The sequence below is a fragment of the Komagataeibacter ossonobensis genome (genome assembly GCF_057359305.1).
On the sequence record NZ_JBXAYQ010000008.1, the window covers coordinates 19,853 to 35,878 of the forward strand.

General features: G+C 59.3%; 15 protein-coding genes. 9 read left to right on the forward strand and 6 right to left on the reverse strand.

Features of this window, described 5'->3' with window-relative positions; translation table 11 throughout:
- Positions 1-97 precede the first annotated feature (97 nt).
- From AC1RQ9_RS07375 to AC1RQ9_RS07415, 9 genes are all read left to right on the forward strand, one after another.
- Positions 98-2,386 carry a TonB-dependent receptor gene (locus AC1RQ9_RS07375; protein ID WP_485986220.1) on the forward strand — a complete coding sequence of 763 codons (2,289 nt, stop codon included), beginning with the start codon at positions 98-100 and terminating at the stop codon, positions 2,384-2,386.
- A gap of 106 nt (positions 2,387-2,492) precedes the next feature.
- Positions 2,493-3,656 (forward strand): amine dehydrogenase large subunit, encoded by a 1,164-nt coding sequence (locus AC1RQ9_RS07380; RefSeq protein ID WP_485986221.1) that lies wholly within the window; start codon positions 2,493-2,495, stop codon positions 3,654-3,656.
- Between the two features lie 65 nt (positions 3,657-3,721).
- Positions 3,722-4,279, forward strand: a complete 558-nt coding sequence (gene mauA / locus AC1RQ9_RS07385) for a methylamine dehydrogenase (amicyanin) small subunit (protein WP_485986222.1) — start codon at positions 3,722-3,724, stop codon at positions 4,277-4,279.
- Positions 4,280-4,342: 63 nt separating this feature from the next.
- The gene (locus tag AC1RQ9_RS07390; protein WP_485986223.1) at positions 4,343-4,867 is read left to right on the forward strand and encodes a c-type cytochrome; all 525 of its coding nucleotides are present in this window, start codon (positions 4,343-4,345) and stop codon (positions 4,865-4,867) included.
- A gap of 139 nt (positions 4,868-5,006) precedes the next feature.
- Complete coding sequence (locus tag AC1RQ9_RS07395; protein ID WP_485986224.1) at positions 5,007-6,458, forward strand: amino acid permease; 1,452 nt, start codon at positions 5,007-5,009, stop codon at positions 6,456-6,458.
- A 46-nt stretch (positions 6,459-6,504) separates the two neighbouring features.
- Positions 6,505-7,794 carry an NAD(P)/FAD-dependent oxidoreductase gene (locus AC1RQ9_RS07400; protein WP_485986226.1) on the forward strand — a complete coding sequence of 430 codons (1,290 nt, stop codon included), beginning with the start codon at positions 6,505-6,507 and terminating at the stop codon, positions 7,792-7,794.
- 288 nt (positions 7,795-8,082) lie between these two features.
- Positions 8,083-8,553, forward strand: coding sequence for a (2Fe-2S)-binding protein (locus AC1RQ9_RS07405; RefSeq protein ID WP_485986227.1), 471 nt, complete (start codon positions 8,083-8,085; stop codon positions 8,551-8,553).
- On the forward strand, positions 8,550-10,721 hold the full coding sequence (locus AC1RQ9_RS07410; RefSeq protein WP_485986228.1) for a xanthine dehydrogenase family protein molybdopterin-binding subunit: 2,172 nt from the start codon (positions 8,550-8,552) through the stop codon (positions 10,719-10,721). The genes AC1RQ9_RS07405 and AC1RQ9_RS07410 overlap by 4 nt, the downstream gene beginning before the upstream one ends.
- Positions 10,718-11,968, forward strand: a complete 1,251-nt coding sequence (locus AC1RQ9_RS07415; RefSeq protein WP_485986229.1) for a c-type cytochrome — start codon at positions 10,718-10,720, stop codon at positions 11,966-11,968. Before AC1RQ9_RS07410 ends, AC1RQ9_RS07415 begins: the two co-directional genes overlap by 4 nt.
- 128 nt (positions 11,969-12,096) lie before the next feature.
- On the opposite strand, the gene AC1RQ9_RS07420 is transcribed toward AC1RQ9_RS07415, so the two are convergent.
- The 6 genes from AC1RQ9_RS07420 to AC1RQ9_RS07445 are packed head-to-tail and all read right to left on the reverse strand — an operon-like array spanning position 12,097 to position 15,942.
- Complete coding sequence (locus AC1RQ9_RS07420; RefSeq protein WP_193731444.1) at positions 12,097-12,588, reverse strand: c-type cytochrome; 492 nt, start codon at positions 12,586-12,588, stop codon at positions 12,097-12,099.
- Positions 12,566-13,036: a c-type cytochrome gene (locus AC1RQ9_RS07425; RefSeq protein WP_193731445.1), complete on the reverse strand. Its 471-nt coding sequence runs from the start codon at positions 13,034-13,036 to the stop codon at positions 12,566-12,568. Before AC1RQ9_RS07425 ends, AC1RQ9_RS07420 begins: the two co-directional genes overlap by 23 nt.
- On the reverse strand, positions 13,033-13,620 hold the full coding sequence (gene mauA, locus AC1RQ9_RS07430; RefSeq protein ID WP_485986230.1) for a methylamine dehydrogenase (amicyanin) small subunit: 588 nt from the start codon (positions 13,618-13,620) through the stop codon (positions 13,033-13,035). The genes AC1RQ9_RS07425 and mauA (AC1RQ9_RS07430) overlap by 4 nt, the downstream gene beginning before the upstream one ends.
- On the reverse strand, positions 13,607-14,209 hold the full coding sequence (locus AC1RQ9_RS07435; RefSeq protein ID WP_193731452.1) for a thioredoxin domain-containing protein: 603 nt from the start codon (positions 14,207-14,209) through the stop codon (positions 13,607-13,609). The genes mauA (AC1RQ9_RS07430) and AC1RQ9_RS07435 overlap by 14 nt, the downstream gene beginning before the upstream one ends.
- Positions 14,206-14,736, reverse strand: a complete 531-nt coding sequence (locus tag AC1RQ9_RS07440) for a MauE/DoxX family redox-associated membrane protein (RefSeq protein WP_485986231.1) — start codon at positions 14,734-14,736, stop codon at positions 14,206-14,208. The genes AC1RQ9_RS07435 and AC1RQ9_RS07440 overlap by 4 nt, the downstream gene beginning before the upstream one ends.
- Before the next feature lie 3 nt (positions 14,737-14,739).
- Entirely contained in the window at positions 14,740-15,942 is a 1,203-nt protein-coding gene (locus tag AC1RQ9_RS07445; protein ID WP_485986232.1) for an amine dehydrogenase large subunit, read from the reverse strand.
- Positions 15,943-16,026: the final 84 nt, after the last annotated feature.

The window sequence follows — 16,026 nt, forward strand, 5'->3', positions numbered from 1 at the left end:
CGGCGGTGACCATTCTGCCCGGGCACAATCCGTATCATCTTCTTCTGATACGGGCTCTTCCACGGTAACGCCGGCACATCACCCAATCCGGGGATCCATGGGCGGAGCAAGGCAGGTTCATGTCATCAACAACAGTAATGCGCGCGTGACTGCTGGCAGGCCGGAAGTCCTGACGGTCAGCCATACCCGTCGCGCCATTTCGCATAACAGTGAAAACGTGATCGGGAAGAAGGAACTGGCACAGCAGGTGCCGGGCCAGAACGTGCTGAAGGCCGTCGGGCAGCTGCCTGGCGTCAGCTACAGTTCCACTGATCCGCTGGGTATTGATACCTGGGGCGCCAGCGTTTACATGCGCGGTTTCTTCATGAACCAGTTGGGTGTGACGCTTGATGGCGTGCCGCTGAATGATCAGACCTATACCTCGACCAATGGCCTGAATATTGCGAATGCGTGGATATCTGACGATATCGGCCGGGTCAGCGTTTCGCAGGGGGCCGGGGCAGTCGACCTTCCATCCAACACCAACCTTGGCGGCACGATGCAGTTCTTTACTGCTGACCCCAAGGAAAAAGCCGGTGCTACCGTTTCGCAGGGCTTTGGTAGCTATGCGATGAAGCGTACCTATGTCCGGGTGGATAGCGGCAAGCTGAACAAGACCGGAACCCGTTTCTATGTGGCGTATTCGCGTGATTTCGAAAAGAAATATGACGCAGACAGCCCTGATTTCATGCAGCAGGTGAACGCCAAGCTTGTCCAGCCGATTGGCGAGGAAAGCAAGATGACCGCATTCTTTAACTGGAACAATGCGGAAGTTTACGGCTATCTGGATAAATCGTTGGGATCGCTGCAGAAGTATGGCTGGCGGCAGGAGCTGTTGTATCCCAACTATGCGCAGGCTTACAGCTATGCGGAGGGGAACTATCCTTCGGGTTGGAATTCGCTGACAAGCGGCAACTATACCCAGCTTTATGATGCCGGGCAGTCTACGCAGGATTATATCGGTGGCATCAATTTCGACTTGAAGCTGGCCAATAACCTGCGTTGGAAGACAACGCTTTATGCGCATCGTGACCTTTCCAATGCGACATATAGCGCGCCAGGCACGTACTCTCCCGGAACGGGCGCACCCCTGTCCGAACAGGTTTGGATGAATCGCGAAATGCGCGAAGGTTTCAATACCTATTTCGAATACAAGATCGGCAATCATACTATCAATACGGGTGCATGGTATGAAAACAATTCCAGTTCCGCATTAACTGATTACTTCAATGAACCTGCGCTAGGGCATGGTGCGCCTCTGGCCACGACTGGTCCCTATACCACTTATGGTCAGGCGTTTGCGACCGGCTGGGCATACAAGTGGAGCACCAATACGTTCCAGTATCATGTCATGGATACGTGGCGCATCCTGCCCAATTTCACGGCGACCTATGGTTTCAAGTCCATGCTGCAGACCACGGCAGGGGGGGATTATGCGTATGACCCGACCGGGAATTATTCTGGCCTGACCAATCCGGGGCCCACGGGTTCGATGACATCCGCCGCGGCATTCCTGCCTGCGGTAAATCTGGACTGGCGCTTCCTGCCGGGTCATGAACTGTATTTCGATTTTGCAGAAAACATGCGCCCCTACAGCGCATCCCCTTATGCCAGCGCGAATGAGCCGGGGCCGTGGATGGTCCAGACACAGTCGCAGTTCAACCAGTTGAAGAAAACGCTGACCCCGGAACGCGATTTTACCTATGTGCTGGGTTATCGTTATTCGTCACGTCTGCTGACAGCCGGGATCGATGGATATCACTCAGACAATTATAATCGCCTGATTTCCGCTGCCAGCGGTATCGGTGGTTCGGATCAGACGGCTTCCTTCATCAATTCCAAGCATGCCACACAGTGGGGCATGGATGCGATACTGACCGTTACCCCGGTCAAGGGCCTAGCGATTACAAACTCCGTCAGTTACAACCACTTTGCCTATGCGGCGGATGTGCCGATCTGTCTGGAAACTGCAACCACCGGCTGTCACAACCTGCGTGGCAAGAAGATGGATGGATATCCTTCGGTCATGTATAAGGCAAACCTGTCCTATACATGGCATCAGGCTTCTGCTTACCTGGATGTGAACTACTACTCCAAACGACAGTATTCGCTGCTGAACGATACCCACGTGCCCGCATACTGGCTGGCAAATCTGGGGGCGAGCTATCATTTTGGCAAGGTTGGCTTCCTGCATAACGTGACCGCCAGTTTCACTGTCTACAATCTGTTCAATGCCAAATACATCTCCATGATGGGCGAAAATGGTTTCCCGGCAAGCGGGGACATGCAGTCCATCGAACGTGGCGCAGTACGTGAATACTTTGGTACGATTAAGGCTGAATACTGATATTTGACCTAACATAAGGTGCGGCGGGGGCGGGTAATGGAAGAACGTGGAATAGGTTTATCTTTCCCGGCTGCCTGTTCGCTGTCGTGGAAGGATAGCTAGGGCAATGACACGTTTTTCCAGATCCAGATATCTGCTGCTGGCCAGCGTTGTCGGGTTGGGGGTATCGATGGGGGGCATGGCAAAAGCCATCCCGCCCGTTCTTCAGCCGGAACAGAGCGACGTAGCCAGTCTTCCCCCGATGGGCGACCACTCGGTGCTGGTTGCCACGGGGGAGCAGTCCTTTACCCTGTATGATGGGGACAAGGGGCGGATACTGGGCACGCTTCCTGCCGATATGGTTGATAACATCGCGATCGCCCCGGACCGTAAGGATATTTACGTAGCCGTAACCATGTGGAGCCGGGGTGACCACGGCACGCGGGAAGATTTCCTGCGCGACTATGATGCCCATACCCTTGACCTGACACATGAAATCGAACTGCCGCCCCGTGGCCTTGCAGTCTTCAAGCAGCAGAATCTGGAACTCAGTCAGGATGGCCACTGGGCCTTTGTATTCGACATGAGTCCTGCGACCGGCGTCACCGTGGTCGATCTGCATGAACACAAGGCCGCCCGTACGGTGGATATTCCCGGCTGCGCACTTGTTTTCCCATGGGCGCATGACGGTTTTTCGACCATCTGCGGTGATGGATCCCTGACCAACGTGGCGCTGGCAGGCAGTAATGTGAACGTCACCCACAGCAAACCATTCTTCGATGCCAACCGTGATCCCGTATTTGAACAGAGCCAGGTTGACCGCAAGACCGGCAAGGCCCTGTTCATAAGCTATACCGGGCAGGTTTATCCCGTCACATTGGGGGCAACGCCCGTAATGGGCAAAACCTGGTCGTTACAGGTTGCGGCCGGCCAGCCCGCAGCGGGAATGGGACAGCAGGAACAGGCATGGCGTCCGGGTGGCGACCAGCCGTTCGCGTGGCATGAAGCGGATAACAGACTGTATGTCCTGATGCATGTGGGAGGATACTGGACCCACAAGCAGGAAGGGACCGAAGTCTGGGTCTATGATATCACGACCCAGCACCTGTTGCAGCGTATTGACCTGCCTTCGCCTGCGAAGGGTATTACAGTCAGCCCCGATACCGCCAATCCGCAGATATATGCCATGCTGGCGTCCAAGAAGATGGCCATCCTGTCCGCCACAACCGGTCAGGTTGAAAAAACGGTTGAGGCAAAAGCCAGTGGTATTTCAATTGTGCCACAGCCGTGACCGGTAACCTGTCTTCTGTATGTGAATGTTCCAGAAACGACTGGAAAGTTTAAGGAATCTATCGGATGAAACCATCATTTCTGGAGCAGATAGGGGAACAGTTAACCCGTAAGCTGGCTTCATCGTCTTCGCGCCGTGGCGTGCTGGGACGGGTGGGGACGGCCATGGTTGCCGGTGGTGTTTTCCCGCTTCTGCCGGTGCAGCGCGCCCGTGCTGCCGCAGTCAGGACGGCGGATGTCACGACATTGTCCGATTTTGAACGGCGCGCCCAGTCATCCGATCCCACGAAATGTAATTACTGGCGACATTGCGCGATTGATGGCGTGCTGTGCGGGTGCTGTGGCGGTGGTATCCATACCTGTCCGCCGGGCACACAGCCTTCGCCGGTATCATGGATCGGCACCTGCCGTAATCCGGATGACGGACGTTCGTATGTCATCGCCTACCGTGATTGCTGCGGGCGTACCACGTGTACCACGTCATCGGATTGCGAATGCAACACGGCAGACCGCGAAATGCCGATTTACCGGCCACAGACCAGTAATGATATCATCTGGTGTTTCGGGACGACCTCTGCCGCCTATCATTGTTCTACCGCTGCCATAGTCGGTCAGGCTGAATAAGTATAGAAAACGGTTATGCAGATGCGTGGGGAACGACCCGGTCCAGGTTTTTTGCCGATTGTAATGTCCATCACTGCCATCCTTGCATTCAGTGGCCTGTCATCACTGCCTGCCCATGCCGATGGCGGGAATATGTCTTCGGCAAGCGGTGACAGTCCTGCCCTGTCACAGGTCAGGGCGCATTACCTGGTTGGTTGTGGTGGTTGCCATGGCATAACGGGGATATCGGCGTCTGACGTCGTGCCTGATCTGAAGGAGCAGGCCGGGTATTTCCTGTGTTCGCCCAAAGGGCGCGAATACATGATCCATCTGCCCAATGTTGCGTTTTCCCCGCTGTCTTCGGCTGATCTTGCCGATCTCATGAATTATGTTGCGTTCGGTCTGGGGGGGGATAGCGTGCCTGTGGGCGCGCGTCCCTATACCACGGCCGAGGTGGCGCGGTTGCGACAGGCGCCTTTTCGTAACTACAGTCTACAATCCTACCGGCTGGATGTGGTGCGTGATGTCATTCATGCCTGTCCGCAGGCGGCAACGGTCATTCATGCCTATGACCTTGCGCTTGATAAGCGTGAAATAGACAATAAATGAAACTGGTTCTGAAAGGATAAACCGCCGGGATACCGCCCCCACACTTTCCCTGCGTATGGTACGGGTTGAGGGGTAACGTGACTGTAACCCATGATTCCTGCGCCATGCAGAATGTGCAGTGTCAGGGCAGGAGAACCATATGAGCCGGATTTCCCCACACAACAGTGCCGCTGGAACCCCGTCACAGGCGGCGCGGCTCAAGGACCGGCATGTGTCAATGATTTCCATTGGCGGCGTGATCGGGGCCAGTCTGTTTGTCGGGTCATCAACTGCAATCGCAACAGCGGGTGCGGGCGCACTGTTTTCCTATTTCCTGTCTGGCATCATGGTCATGTTCATCACCCGCATGCTGGGGGAAATGACGGTTGCCTCCCCTGGGACGGGATCGTTTGTCGGTCAGATACGGCGTGGCCTTGGCCCGCGCGTGGCGTTCGTCGCCGGATGGCTGTACTGGATCATGTGGGCAACTGTACTGGGGTTTGAGGCCATTGCCGCCGCGACCTTTCTCGCGCCCTATGTGCCCTTGCCCTATCTGGCGATCGAACTGCTGACAGTTGCCATCATGACGGTGGTCAACCTGTTTTCCGTGCGTGGGTATGGGGAGTTCGAATACTGGTTCTCCGCCCTCAAGATCATCACCATCATTGTTTTCATCATGCTTGCCCTGTCCGGTCTGCTCGGGTTCTGGTCGCATGTGAAAGTGGCGTCCGGCCTGTTTTCCGTCGCGGGTATCGTGCCGCATGGCACATTCGCGCTTTTTGCCGTAATACCTGGTATCATGATGTCCATGGCCGGGGCGGAAATAACCAGTATCGCCGCATGTGATACGACGGACCCGGCCGGTAACGTCGCCCGTTCAACACGGACCGTGGCGTTGCGGATCATGATTTTCTATCTGGTGTCTATCGGGCTGATCCTGCTGTTGCTTCCGCTGTCGCGCGTGGTGCCGGGTTCTTCACCCTTTCTGGCTACACTGGATTATATCGGCATTCCGTTTGCGCGTACCCTGATGACGGCCGTCATGCTGATCGCCACATTATCCGCCCTGAATTCCGGGATCTATATTACTTCGCGGGTCTTGTGCGATCTGGCGGAAAATCATGACGCGCCGCGCATGTTCCTGCAACGGGACGGGCAGGGCACGCCCGCGCGCGCCATTCTGTGCGGCAGTGCGGTTGCGGTCATTATCGCTGTCATCGGCATGCTGGCGCCGGGGCGGGTATTCAGCTTCCTGGTCAGTGCAAGTGGTACCTTCATCCTGTTCGACTATGTGCTGATCGTGCTGGCCCATATCCGCCTGCGGCGCGTCTGCCAGCGTAATGATGAAACAGTGTCCCTGCCCATGTGGGGTTTTCCGTTTTTGTCCTATGGTATGCTGGCCTGCCTGTTTGGCGCACTTGTCACGATGTTTTTTGCAACGGATCATACCTGTCAGGAAATCGTGCTGAGTACGATCAGCCTGAGCCTGATCATCATTGTGGAATATCTGTCCGTGGGATATCGGACCCGACGCCGGATGGCCCAGTATCAGACCGAACAGAATGATGCATCCGGCACGGCCCTGCGTGGTGATCCTGCCCGGTCGTCATGATGTCCTGATACCGGCCTGCCCGGATCATGCTGGAGTACCCGTTTTCATGGTTTCATCTTCCGTCAAATCCCTTCCTCCCAGTCTGTATGCGGCCATCACCCCGCCCGGTCCGGATGCGCCTGTCCTGTCATCGGCGCAGGTGACCGATACCGTAATTATCGGTGGCGGCATTACAGGCCTGTCGGCTGCCCTGCACCTTGCGCAGGCGGGGCACAAAGCCATGGTGCTGGAAGCAAACGCCATTGGCTGGGGGGCATCCGGGCGGAATGGGGGACAGGTCAATCCCGGCCTCAAATATACACCCGCCGAAGTGGAACGTGACATGGGCGCACGCGGTCGTGCCCTGGTTGAAGCCGCATGGAATGCCCCCGATCTGGTTTTCGACCTGATCGAACGGCATGGCATTGAGTGTGATGCGGCGCGTGGCGGCACGATCAGGGCGGCGACGGCATCGGGCCAGCTGGACCATGAACGGACCCTGTTCAACGAATGCCATGAACGTGGTGGTCCTGTCACATGGCTGGATAAGGCTGATATCGACCGGCGTACCGGAACAGACCGTTACCATGGCGGGTTCATTGATGCGCGCGGGGGGCAGCTTAACCCCCTGGCCTATACACGTGGCCTGGCCAGGGCTGCGATGGATGCCGGTGCGGCTGTACATGCGAACAGTCCGGTCCTCTCCCTACGGCGGGATGGGGGGAACTGGCATATCAGGACGCCGGCGGGCAGTGTACATGCGCGGCAGGTCGTATTCGCCACCAATGGATATACGGGCCGGTTGTGGAACCGGCTGCGCCGTACGCTGGTTCCGGCCTATAGCGCGATTGTCGCGACCGATCCGCTGCCTGAATCCGTGCGTGCGCGTATCCTGGCGCAACGTGAAGTGGTGTACGAACTGGGCGAACTGGTCACCTATTACCGCATTGATGGCGCGGGGCGGTTGCTGATTGGCGGCCGTTCCGCCTCACTCGATCTGTCCGGGCCGGAAACCTTTCCGTTCCTGCATCAGCATGCGCAGCGGCTATGGCCATTTCTGGGTGATGTGACATGGCGTTACGGCTGGAACGGACAGATCGCCATTACACTGGATCATTATCCCCACTGGCATGAACCGATGGAAGGGATCATGGCATGCGTAGGCTATAACGGCCGGGGTGTGGCCATGGCGACGCTGATGGGGCGTGAGATCGCGCGACGGGTAGAGGGGACCAGTGCGGCGGATCTGCTGCTGCCTGCTTCGCCAGTGCGTCCCATTCCCGCCCATTTCGGCTGGCGCATCGGGGTTGCCGCCGCCGTGATACGTGGCCGCATCATGGACCGGCTGTCGCGATAACATGAACCGGGACCGGTTGCCGCTGCCGATATCGTCGCTGGCTGCCGGTCCCCGAAAACCTGCCTTTGCCCCTGCACGGAATTTTCATGCCACGGATATGGCTGCCGGATTGCCTGACAGTAATGTTTCTGGCGGAATACTTTGTGCTGCCGACAAAAGGATAATGGCGAACTGTATTCCAATGGGAATATACCTGCTGATTGAAATTGTTACGGAACCGCGATACAGTCAAACGCGAAATCAATAGACCGCGCCAGGCGGGGCATATCCACTCAGAACAGGAATATCATGCTGACATTGCAGGTTAATGGCAAAAGTGTTGAGGTGGATGTCGATCCCGATACGCCTTTGCTGTGGGTGCTGCGTGACGTGCTGGGCATGACCGGGACCAAATATGGCTGTGGCATTGCGGAATGCGGCGTATGCACCGTGCATGTTGATGGCAGGCCCGTACGGTCATGCTCCCTGCCGGTTGGACTGATCGGGCCACAGAAGGTCATAACCACGATCGAGGGGCTGCAGGCGGATCCCATTGCCACGGCCGTGCGCAAGGCCTGGCTGGATATTGACGTGGTGCAGTGCGGCTACTGCCAGCCCGGGCAGATCATGGCTGCGATCGCCCTGCTGAAAAAAATCCCCAATCCCACTGATGAACAGATCGAGGCAGGCATGTCGGGCAACCTGTGCCGGTGCGGAACCTATATGCGTATCCGCGCCGCCATTCGTAATGTTGCCGCAGCCCAGGGGGTGACCCCATGACGTCGAAACGCGTTTCTTCCCCTGCGCTCCGGCGCAGGCAGGTTCTGGGCGGGGCCGGGGCCTTCGTTCTGGCTGCCATCCTGCCCGCCGGGCGCAGCCGTGGCGCGGGCATGCTGGTGGAAGATGCGACAGCCAGCTTCGCCCCCAATGCCTATATCCGGATCGGCAGCGACAATATCGTTACGATGATCCTGCCCAATATCGAGATGGGGCAGGGGATCTATACATCCTCCGTCATGCTGATGGCCGAGGAACTGGCCATTGATCCCCAGTCTGTCAGGATGGAGGCGGCCCCTCCCGGTGGCGGAGCCCAGATTACCGGTGGGTCCACTTCCTCCATGACCGAATGGATGCCGCTGCGCCAGGCGGGGGCTGCGGCGCGGACCATGCTGCAGCAGGCCGCTGCCGCACGCTGGTCCTGTGCCCCGGGTACCTGTGTGGCGCAGGACGGCTATATACTCGGTCCCGCAGGGCAGCGCCTGTCCTATGGTGAACTTGCGGCGGATGCGGCCAACCTGCCGGTGCCCAAGGACGTTACCCTGAAAACGCCGGCGCAGTTTCGCCTGATCGGCCGCCCGATGCACCGGCTGGACAGTCAGGTAAAGGTGGATGGACAGGCCACGTTCGGCATTGACGTGCAGGTACCCGGCCAGAAGATCGGCGCGGTGACGGCCTGTCCCGTGATCGGGGGGCATGTTGGCCATGTCGATACACAGGCGGCGCTGAAAATACGTGGTGTGGTTACCGTATTGCAGATTGATGATGCGGTGTGTGTCGTGGCCGACCATTACTGGGCCGCGCGCAAGGGGCTGGCGGCACTGGATGTGCAGTGGGTCGAAGGGGCGAACGACACGGTCGATACACAGACGATCTATCGCCAGCTGGAAGGTGGCCTGTCCGGTACCGCCATCGTGGCGGACCATCATGGTGACGCGCAGCAGGCCATGACCCATGCGCATGGGCGGTACAGCGCAACCTATCGCCAGCCCCTGCTGGCCCATGCCACGATGGAGCCGATCAACTGCACGATCCATGTCCGCCCCGATGGCTGCGACATCTGGACCGGCACGCAGGTGGCTGAACGCGCGCGTGACACCACGGCGGAAGTTACCGGCCTGCCCAAGGACAGGATCAAGCTGCACAGCCAGTATATCGGCGGTGGCTTCGGGCGCAGGCTGGAACATGAATATGTGACGCAGGCCGCGCGTTTCGGGCGTCAGGTTTCCTATCCCCTCAAGATCATCTGGAGCCGGGAGGAGGATATTACCCGTGACCGTTTCCGTCCCGCCTATCTGGACCATCTGGAAGCAGGGCTGGACGAACGTGGCTATATCACCGGCCTGACGCATCGTATCGTCGGTCCTGCCGTGGTGGCACGATGGGAGCCTTCGGGCCTGAGTGCCAACGGGTATGATGATGACCTTTCGGTGGGCACTGTCATCACGCCCTATACCTATCCCGCCTATCGTCTGGAATTCGCCCGTCGCGAACCACCCGGCGTGATTACCGCGTGGTGGCGCGGGGTGGGTGGCACGCGTGGCCTGTTCGTGGTCGAAGGGTTTATTGACGAACTGGCACAGCGCGCGGGTGTCGATCCCGTGGCCTATCGCCGCGAAATGGTGCGCAGTAATCCGCGCGCCCTTGCGGTGCTGGACCGTGTGGCGCGTGAATCCGGCTGGGGCACACCGCTGCCGCCGAATTGCGGGCGTGGGGTTGCGCTGCAGTTTGCCTTTGGGTCGTACCTGGCCACGGTGGTTGAGGTCGAAATGACCGCCGCGCACGATGTCCGCATCCGTCGCGTGACCTGTGCCGTGGATTGCGGTCAGGTCATCAATCCCGACCAGATTACGGCACAGATCGAAGGCGGGCTGATCTTTGGTTTCAGCGCCGCATTGTATAACGAGATTACCTTGGAAAAAGGGCGCGTGCAGCAGGACAATTTCCATACATGGCGCGTCATGCGCATGAATGAGGCCCCGAAGCGGATCGATGTCCACCTGATTGAAAGCAGGGAATCCCCCGGTGGCATAGGGGAGACAGGCACAGCCGCCGCCGCCCCCGCGCTGGCCAACGCCATGGCGGCGGTCCAGAAACGGCGTTACCGCTTCCTGCCGCTGCTTTCCCCCCTTAACCAGCCTTCTGGCCATGAGAAGGAGCAGCAGGGATGACCATGACAAGACATGGCCTTGGCCGCATCACCGGCATGCTGTTCACGCTTCTGGCCAGTACGGGTATCCATGGGGCACAGGCGGCCGGTGCGCCCGATGGGCAGTACCTGACCCGCGCGGCGGATTGTGAGGTCTGCCACACCCGCCCCGGCGGCACGCCATTTGCGGGGGGACGTGCATTTGCCATTCCCGGCATGGGCGTGATCTATTCCCCCAACATCACGGCGGACCGGCAGGCCGGTATTGGCGCATGGACGGATGACCAGTTCGTCAAGGCGGTACGGGACGGGGTCTCGCCGGGATGGAAGCATCTGTATCCCGCCATGCCATACCGGGATTACGCCTATATGACCCCGGACGAGGTCAAGGCGATCCGTGCCTATCTGGCGACCCTGCCGACCAGTGCCGCGCGACCGCCTGAAAATACGCTGAAATTCCCGTTTTCGATCCGTTCAGCCATGATTTTCTGGAATCTGGTCAACGGACCGGCATCCTCCCATCCTGATGATCCCGCCCATACCCCATTGTGGAACAGGGGCCGGTACCTGGTGGAGGGGCCGGGACATTGTGCGGAATGCCACTCGCCACGTACGATCACCATGGGTGTCTCCGCCTCCAATGCCTATGCCGGGGCCGATGTAGGGGGATGGCGGGCATATAATATCACGTCATCGAAAACCGATGGGATCGGTGCATGGAGCGTGGATGACCTGGCTACCTACCTGTCAACCGGCCATGCGGATGGCCATGGCAGCGCATCGGGTGACATGGGGGATGTCGTCAGCCACAGCCTGCGTTTCCTGACCCGTCAGGATATCGATGCCATGGTTGAATACCTGCGCGACATTCCAGCGCGGTCCTCGACCGATGGTGCACCAATGGTGGTTGCGCAACCGACTGCCGCCCATGATCCGGCGGACAGCCATGGCGCCATGCTGTATGCGGGGGCGTGTGCGGGATGCCATCTGCCCGATGGCAGCGGGCGACAGAACCCGGCGGCCTCCATTGCCGGGGCGCGCACGACGCTGGGTGCCGCAAACGGGCAGAACCTGCTGCAGGTCCTGACCCATGGCAGCGCATTGCAGACAGCAACCGGCACCGCCACCATGCCCGCGTTCCATGGTGGATATTCGGATCAGGATGTTGCGGATATCGCCAATTTCGTCATGCATCATTTTGCCCAGTCTTCCACAAAGGTGACTGCGGCGGATGTGGCGAAGGCAAAGACGGCATCCGCACCGGAATAGGGCGGCGTGTTCCCATGATACTCCGGCCTGCATACCGGCGCAGGGTCTGAAAACACAAAAGGATACGGCCACCCGAATGGGCCGTATCCTTTTTTTATGTCAGGACCAGTCTTACATGATGGGAAAGATCACGTCGGCTTATGGGCCTGACAGGCTGCGACCGCATTTTGCAGGATATGGGCGCGTCGTTCCATGAAATCCGTGACGGACATGGGCGATTGCCGCCATTCATGAATTTCGGCAGCCGTATAGGGTTTTGCGGTCGGAGGCGTGCTTTTGCCACCCAGCGTAAACAGGACGAAGTTCATGACATCGGCCAGTTCCTGGTCATCGCGTATCAGCGACATGGAAACACCGGGCACCTGCACCAGGTATCTGCGTCCTTCCTCGCTGCAGGCAAAGGTGCCTACCGTATCACGCAGCATAGGTACGAAAGTCGGGCCGGAGATGCCTTCGATACCGTGACAGCCCCCGCAATGGGTCAGGTAGGCAGTCTGGGTCCGGTCCAGTGTGGGGGCAGGTACAGGGTTGGCCCGTGCCTGTTGTCCCCCTGACACAAACAGTGACGCGGCCATAAAGACCGCGCCAATGCTTTTCTCAAGGCAGCTTTTTCTTGTCATTAAGCGCATTGCGTTCCTGAAGCACGGCAGTCGGCGGCATGGTGGTATCGCGGGCCGCGTGGATTTCATCAGCCGTGAAGGACGGCGCCGACGCATTGCCCCCAAGATGGGAGACATAGGTCAGGATAGCGGCCAGCTGCTCATCCGTCATGGCGCGGAAGGACGGCATGTAACCCATATAGGTAGCACCCCCTGCCTGAATGCTGCCGGTCATGCCATTCAGCACAAGGTGCGAAAGATAGGTCTTGCCTTCGGGCGAGCCCGCGATAACGTCCAGACGCCCCTTCAGCGGCGGAAACTGCCCCGGAACACCCGTGGCACCCGCCTGGTGGCACAGGCCGCAATTGGCCCCGTAAAGCTGCTGTCCGTCTTCTGCTGCATGCGCGCCATGGATGCCGGCGACAAGACCGCAGGCAACAGCAAGGAGGGAAAGGGTTTTCTTGATCATGTCGTGCTTCCGATGATTGCGGCGGTTGAGCAGTTGTACATTTCCGATGTTCCCGTGCCGAAACACCAGATAATGTCGTTATTGGCCATGGGCCGGTAGGACGGCTGGTCACCATCCGTGTTCAGGCAGTTGACCTCATCACAGGCATCCTGACCACAGCAGTCGCGATAGGCGATCAGGTAGGAACGTCCGTCCTGCGGATTGAAGCAGCTGCCGATCCATGAAGTGGGCGAAGGGGCCGTGCCCGGCGGGCAGCTGTGAATGCCGCCGCCGCATGATGTGCACAGATATCCGTCAATGGCGCAGTAGCGCCAGTAATCACATGCCGTATCATCCTTGGCCTGTGCGTGGGCGGCAAACGGGCTGGGGGCCTTGACCGTCTTGGCCGCCGGGGCGGCGGTAGCGGCGGATGCACGGGTCACCGGCAGCAGCGGAAATGCCGGGACAGCCGCCATGGCGGCGCCCAGGCGGGCCAGCACGCCACGGCGCGAGGACTGTCCGGCCAGCCTGCGCACCAGATTTTCCGTCAGGCGGTCCATCAGGGACCCGTTACGTTCGTTATCAGCCCTGTCAGACGGCAGCATGGGCAATTTCCTTTGTGACGTTACCGGCATTCTTGGCTCCGGCTTCAGAAGACTGGACGGCAGCTTCGATCTGCCGGCGCGTATTGACAATATCCTTGGCCAATATGGTCGCATGGTCATCGATTATGACCAGTGTGGGCAACCGGTTGACCTGCAGCACCAGTGACAGTTCCACGCCGGTAACCAGCGTAAGCCCCGCCATGTCGGGACGGGCGGCCATTTCCTTCAGTTCAGGTTCCGCCCCGTCACCCACCAGCACCAGATCCAGTCCCTGCTCACCCGCAATCGCGCGTGCCAGCGGCACGACGCGTTTGCAGACGGGACAGTCAGGTGCAACGAATATGACCATCATCCGCCGACCCGCATCCAGCGGGCCGCCAATGACAAACGGCTCACCCGCCAGCGTGCGCATGACCAGACGGGGGACGCTTTGGCCAACATCCAGTCCCTGATGCGCGGCCTGCGGGCCGATGGGCGCCAGGCGTTCGTGCAGGATGCCGATCTGGCGGGCCAGCGCGAACAGGCCCGCGGCCAGCCCGAGTGCCACAATCGCCAGGGCTACCTGCCAGATCACCAGAAGTGTCATCATGATGACAGTCCTTCCGTATTCGTGGGGGCCAGTACGCGGGTCGCCCGCCACATCATGAACAGGCAGACCCCGCCCGCAATGCTTTCCACCCGCAGTACCGTAGTCTGCGGCAGGGCAATCCATACGGGCACCAGCGCGGGCAGCGCACACAGCGCCGTGCGGGCGACCAGCTTCCATGACAGGTGCTCGCCATCGCTGCCGGGCATGCAGCCGCATGACAGGGCGGTGCGGCCACGGGCGACGTTTACGCCCATCGCCAGCGTGAACACGGCAATCAGCGCCAGTGACAGCAGGCCACCCATACGGGTTGCCATGCCGGACAGCAGGGCCGCCGCGGCCAGCGTTTCCGCCAGTGCAATACCCCATGCCGCCACGGTCACAAGTGATGGCGGCACAAGCCGGTAGGACGCGATGACCCCAAGGAAGCTGTCGTGATCTGCAAGTTTAGGCAGGCCCGCGAGCAGGAACATGCCCCCCACCAGTCCGCAACAGAGGCCGCATGCCCCTTGCAAAACCAGCATATCCATCTCTTATTCCCCCGGCGCGACCGTGAAGACCAGATCCGTGCCAAGATGTTTCATGGTGCGTTGCAGCTTGCCGCTACGGGCATCAAAGATATGAAGGTCGCCCGCTTCATCCGATGTGAACATCAGGGGATGCTCATCCTGCGTCACGCCCACGATCGGGCTGGCGGCGGGAAGGGGAATGCGGCGCACGCGCTTGTGCGTATTCGTATCGAATACCCAGACTTCCGTGCCGTCTTCCTTGTGGGTCCAGAACGTACCCCGGTGCATGAGGACATACAGTTCCCCACTGCTGGCATGAAGGGCGGAAAGCTGCCAGCCGCCGGGGCGCCATGCCATGTCGAAGGGCGCGCGCGCGTCGGATGCAACCGGCATGCCAGCACCCTGCTGCAGGGACCACGGCGTACCGATTTCGTCCGTCGCACCCAGCTTGACGGGATAGACCATGCCGCTGTCGGTAATGAACCACATATGCCCGTCATGCGTGCCGGGGCTATGTTCCAGCACGCCATCACGGTCCGGCACGAAGAAGGGGGCAGAATGGGTCAGTGACGCCTTGCCATCCGCGATGGATACGTTGGCCAGCGTGCCATCCGCGCACAGCGATGAGAACCCGCTATTGCCCCATGGATAGGCAAGCGCGCAGCCGGGGACTTCAACCGTCTGTTCAACCGTATGGTTGTGCGTATCGATTACTTCCACGCCGTTGGTCGGGCTCATGACATAGACATAGGCCCGGCTGCCATCGGCACTGATGGCCAGATTGTTTTTCTTGGGCGTGACCAGTGCGCGCGCTGGCAGTTTTTCGTCCGACAGGACAGCCAGCGTATGCGGGTCATACTGGACCAGCAGGTCGTCGCGCTGCCCACGGTTGCCATGTGCCCATGTCGTTTCGGCAACATAGAAATGCTGTCCATCGGGGGACTGCGCCACATTGGCGTTGTAGGCGGCCTGCACCATGCCCAGCCGCCGGCCGTGGTCGGCATCCACTACATAGACCCGCCCGTCCTTGTTATGGTCGTACACGGCATCTTCAACCAGGATCGTGTGGGGACCGGGAGAAGGAAGGGTAATGGTATCGCTCTGTTCCGTCTGCAGAACAGGTTCCGCCCCGACCGCCGTGGTCGGGGAAAGGGCGGTTGACGCAACCAGTCCACACAGGAAAAGGCCAAACAGGTTACGGCATGCGCCGCTGTAACTTACAGTCATGAAATCGTTATCCCATCCAGGAATCATTCAAGGATTATACCAGCATTATAGAACGATCAAGAAACGTTATGGCTTAGATGCACA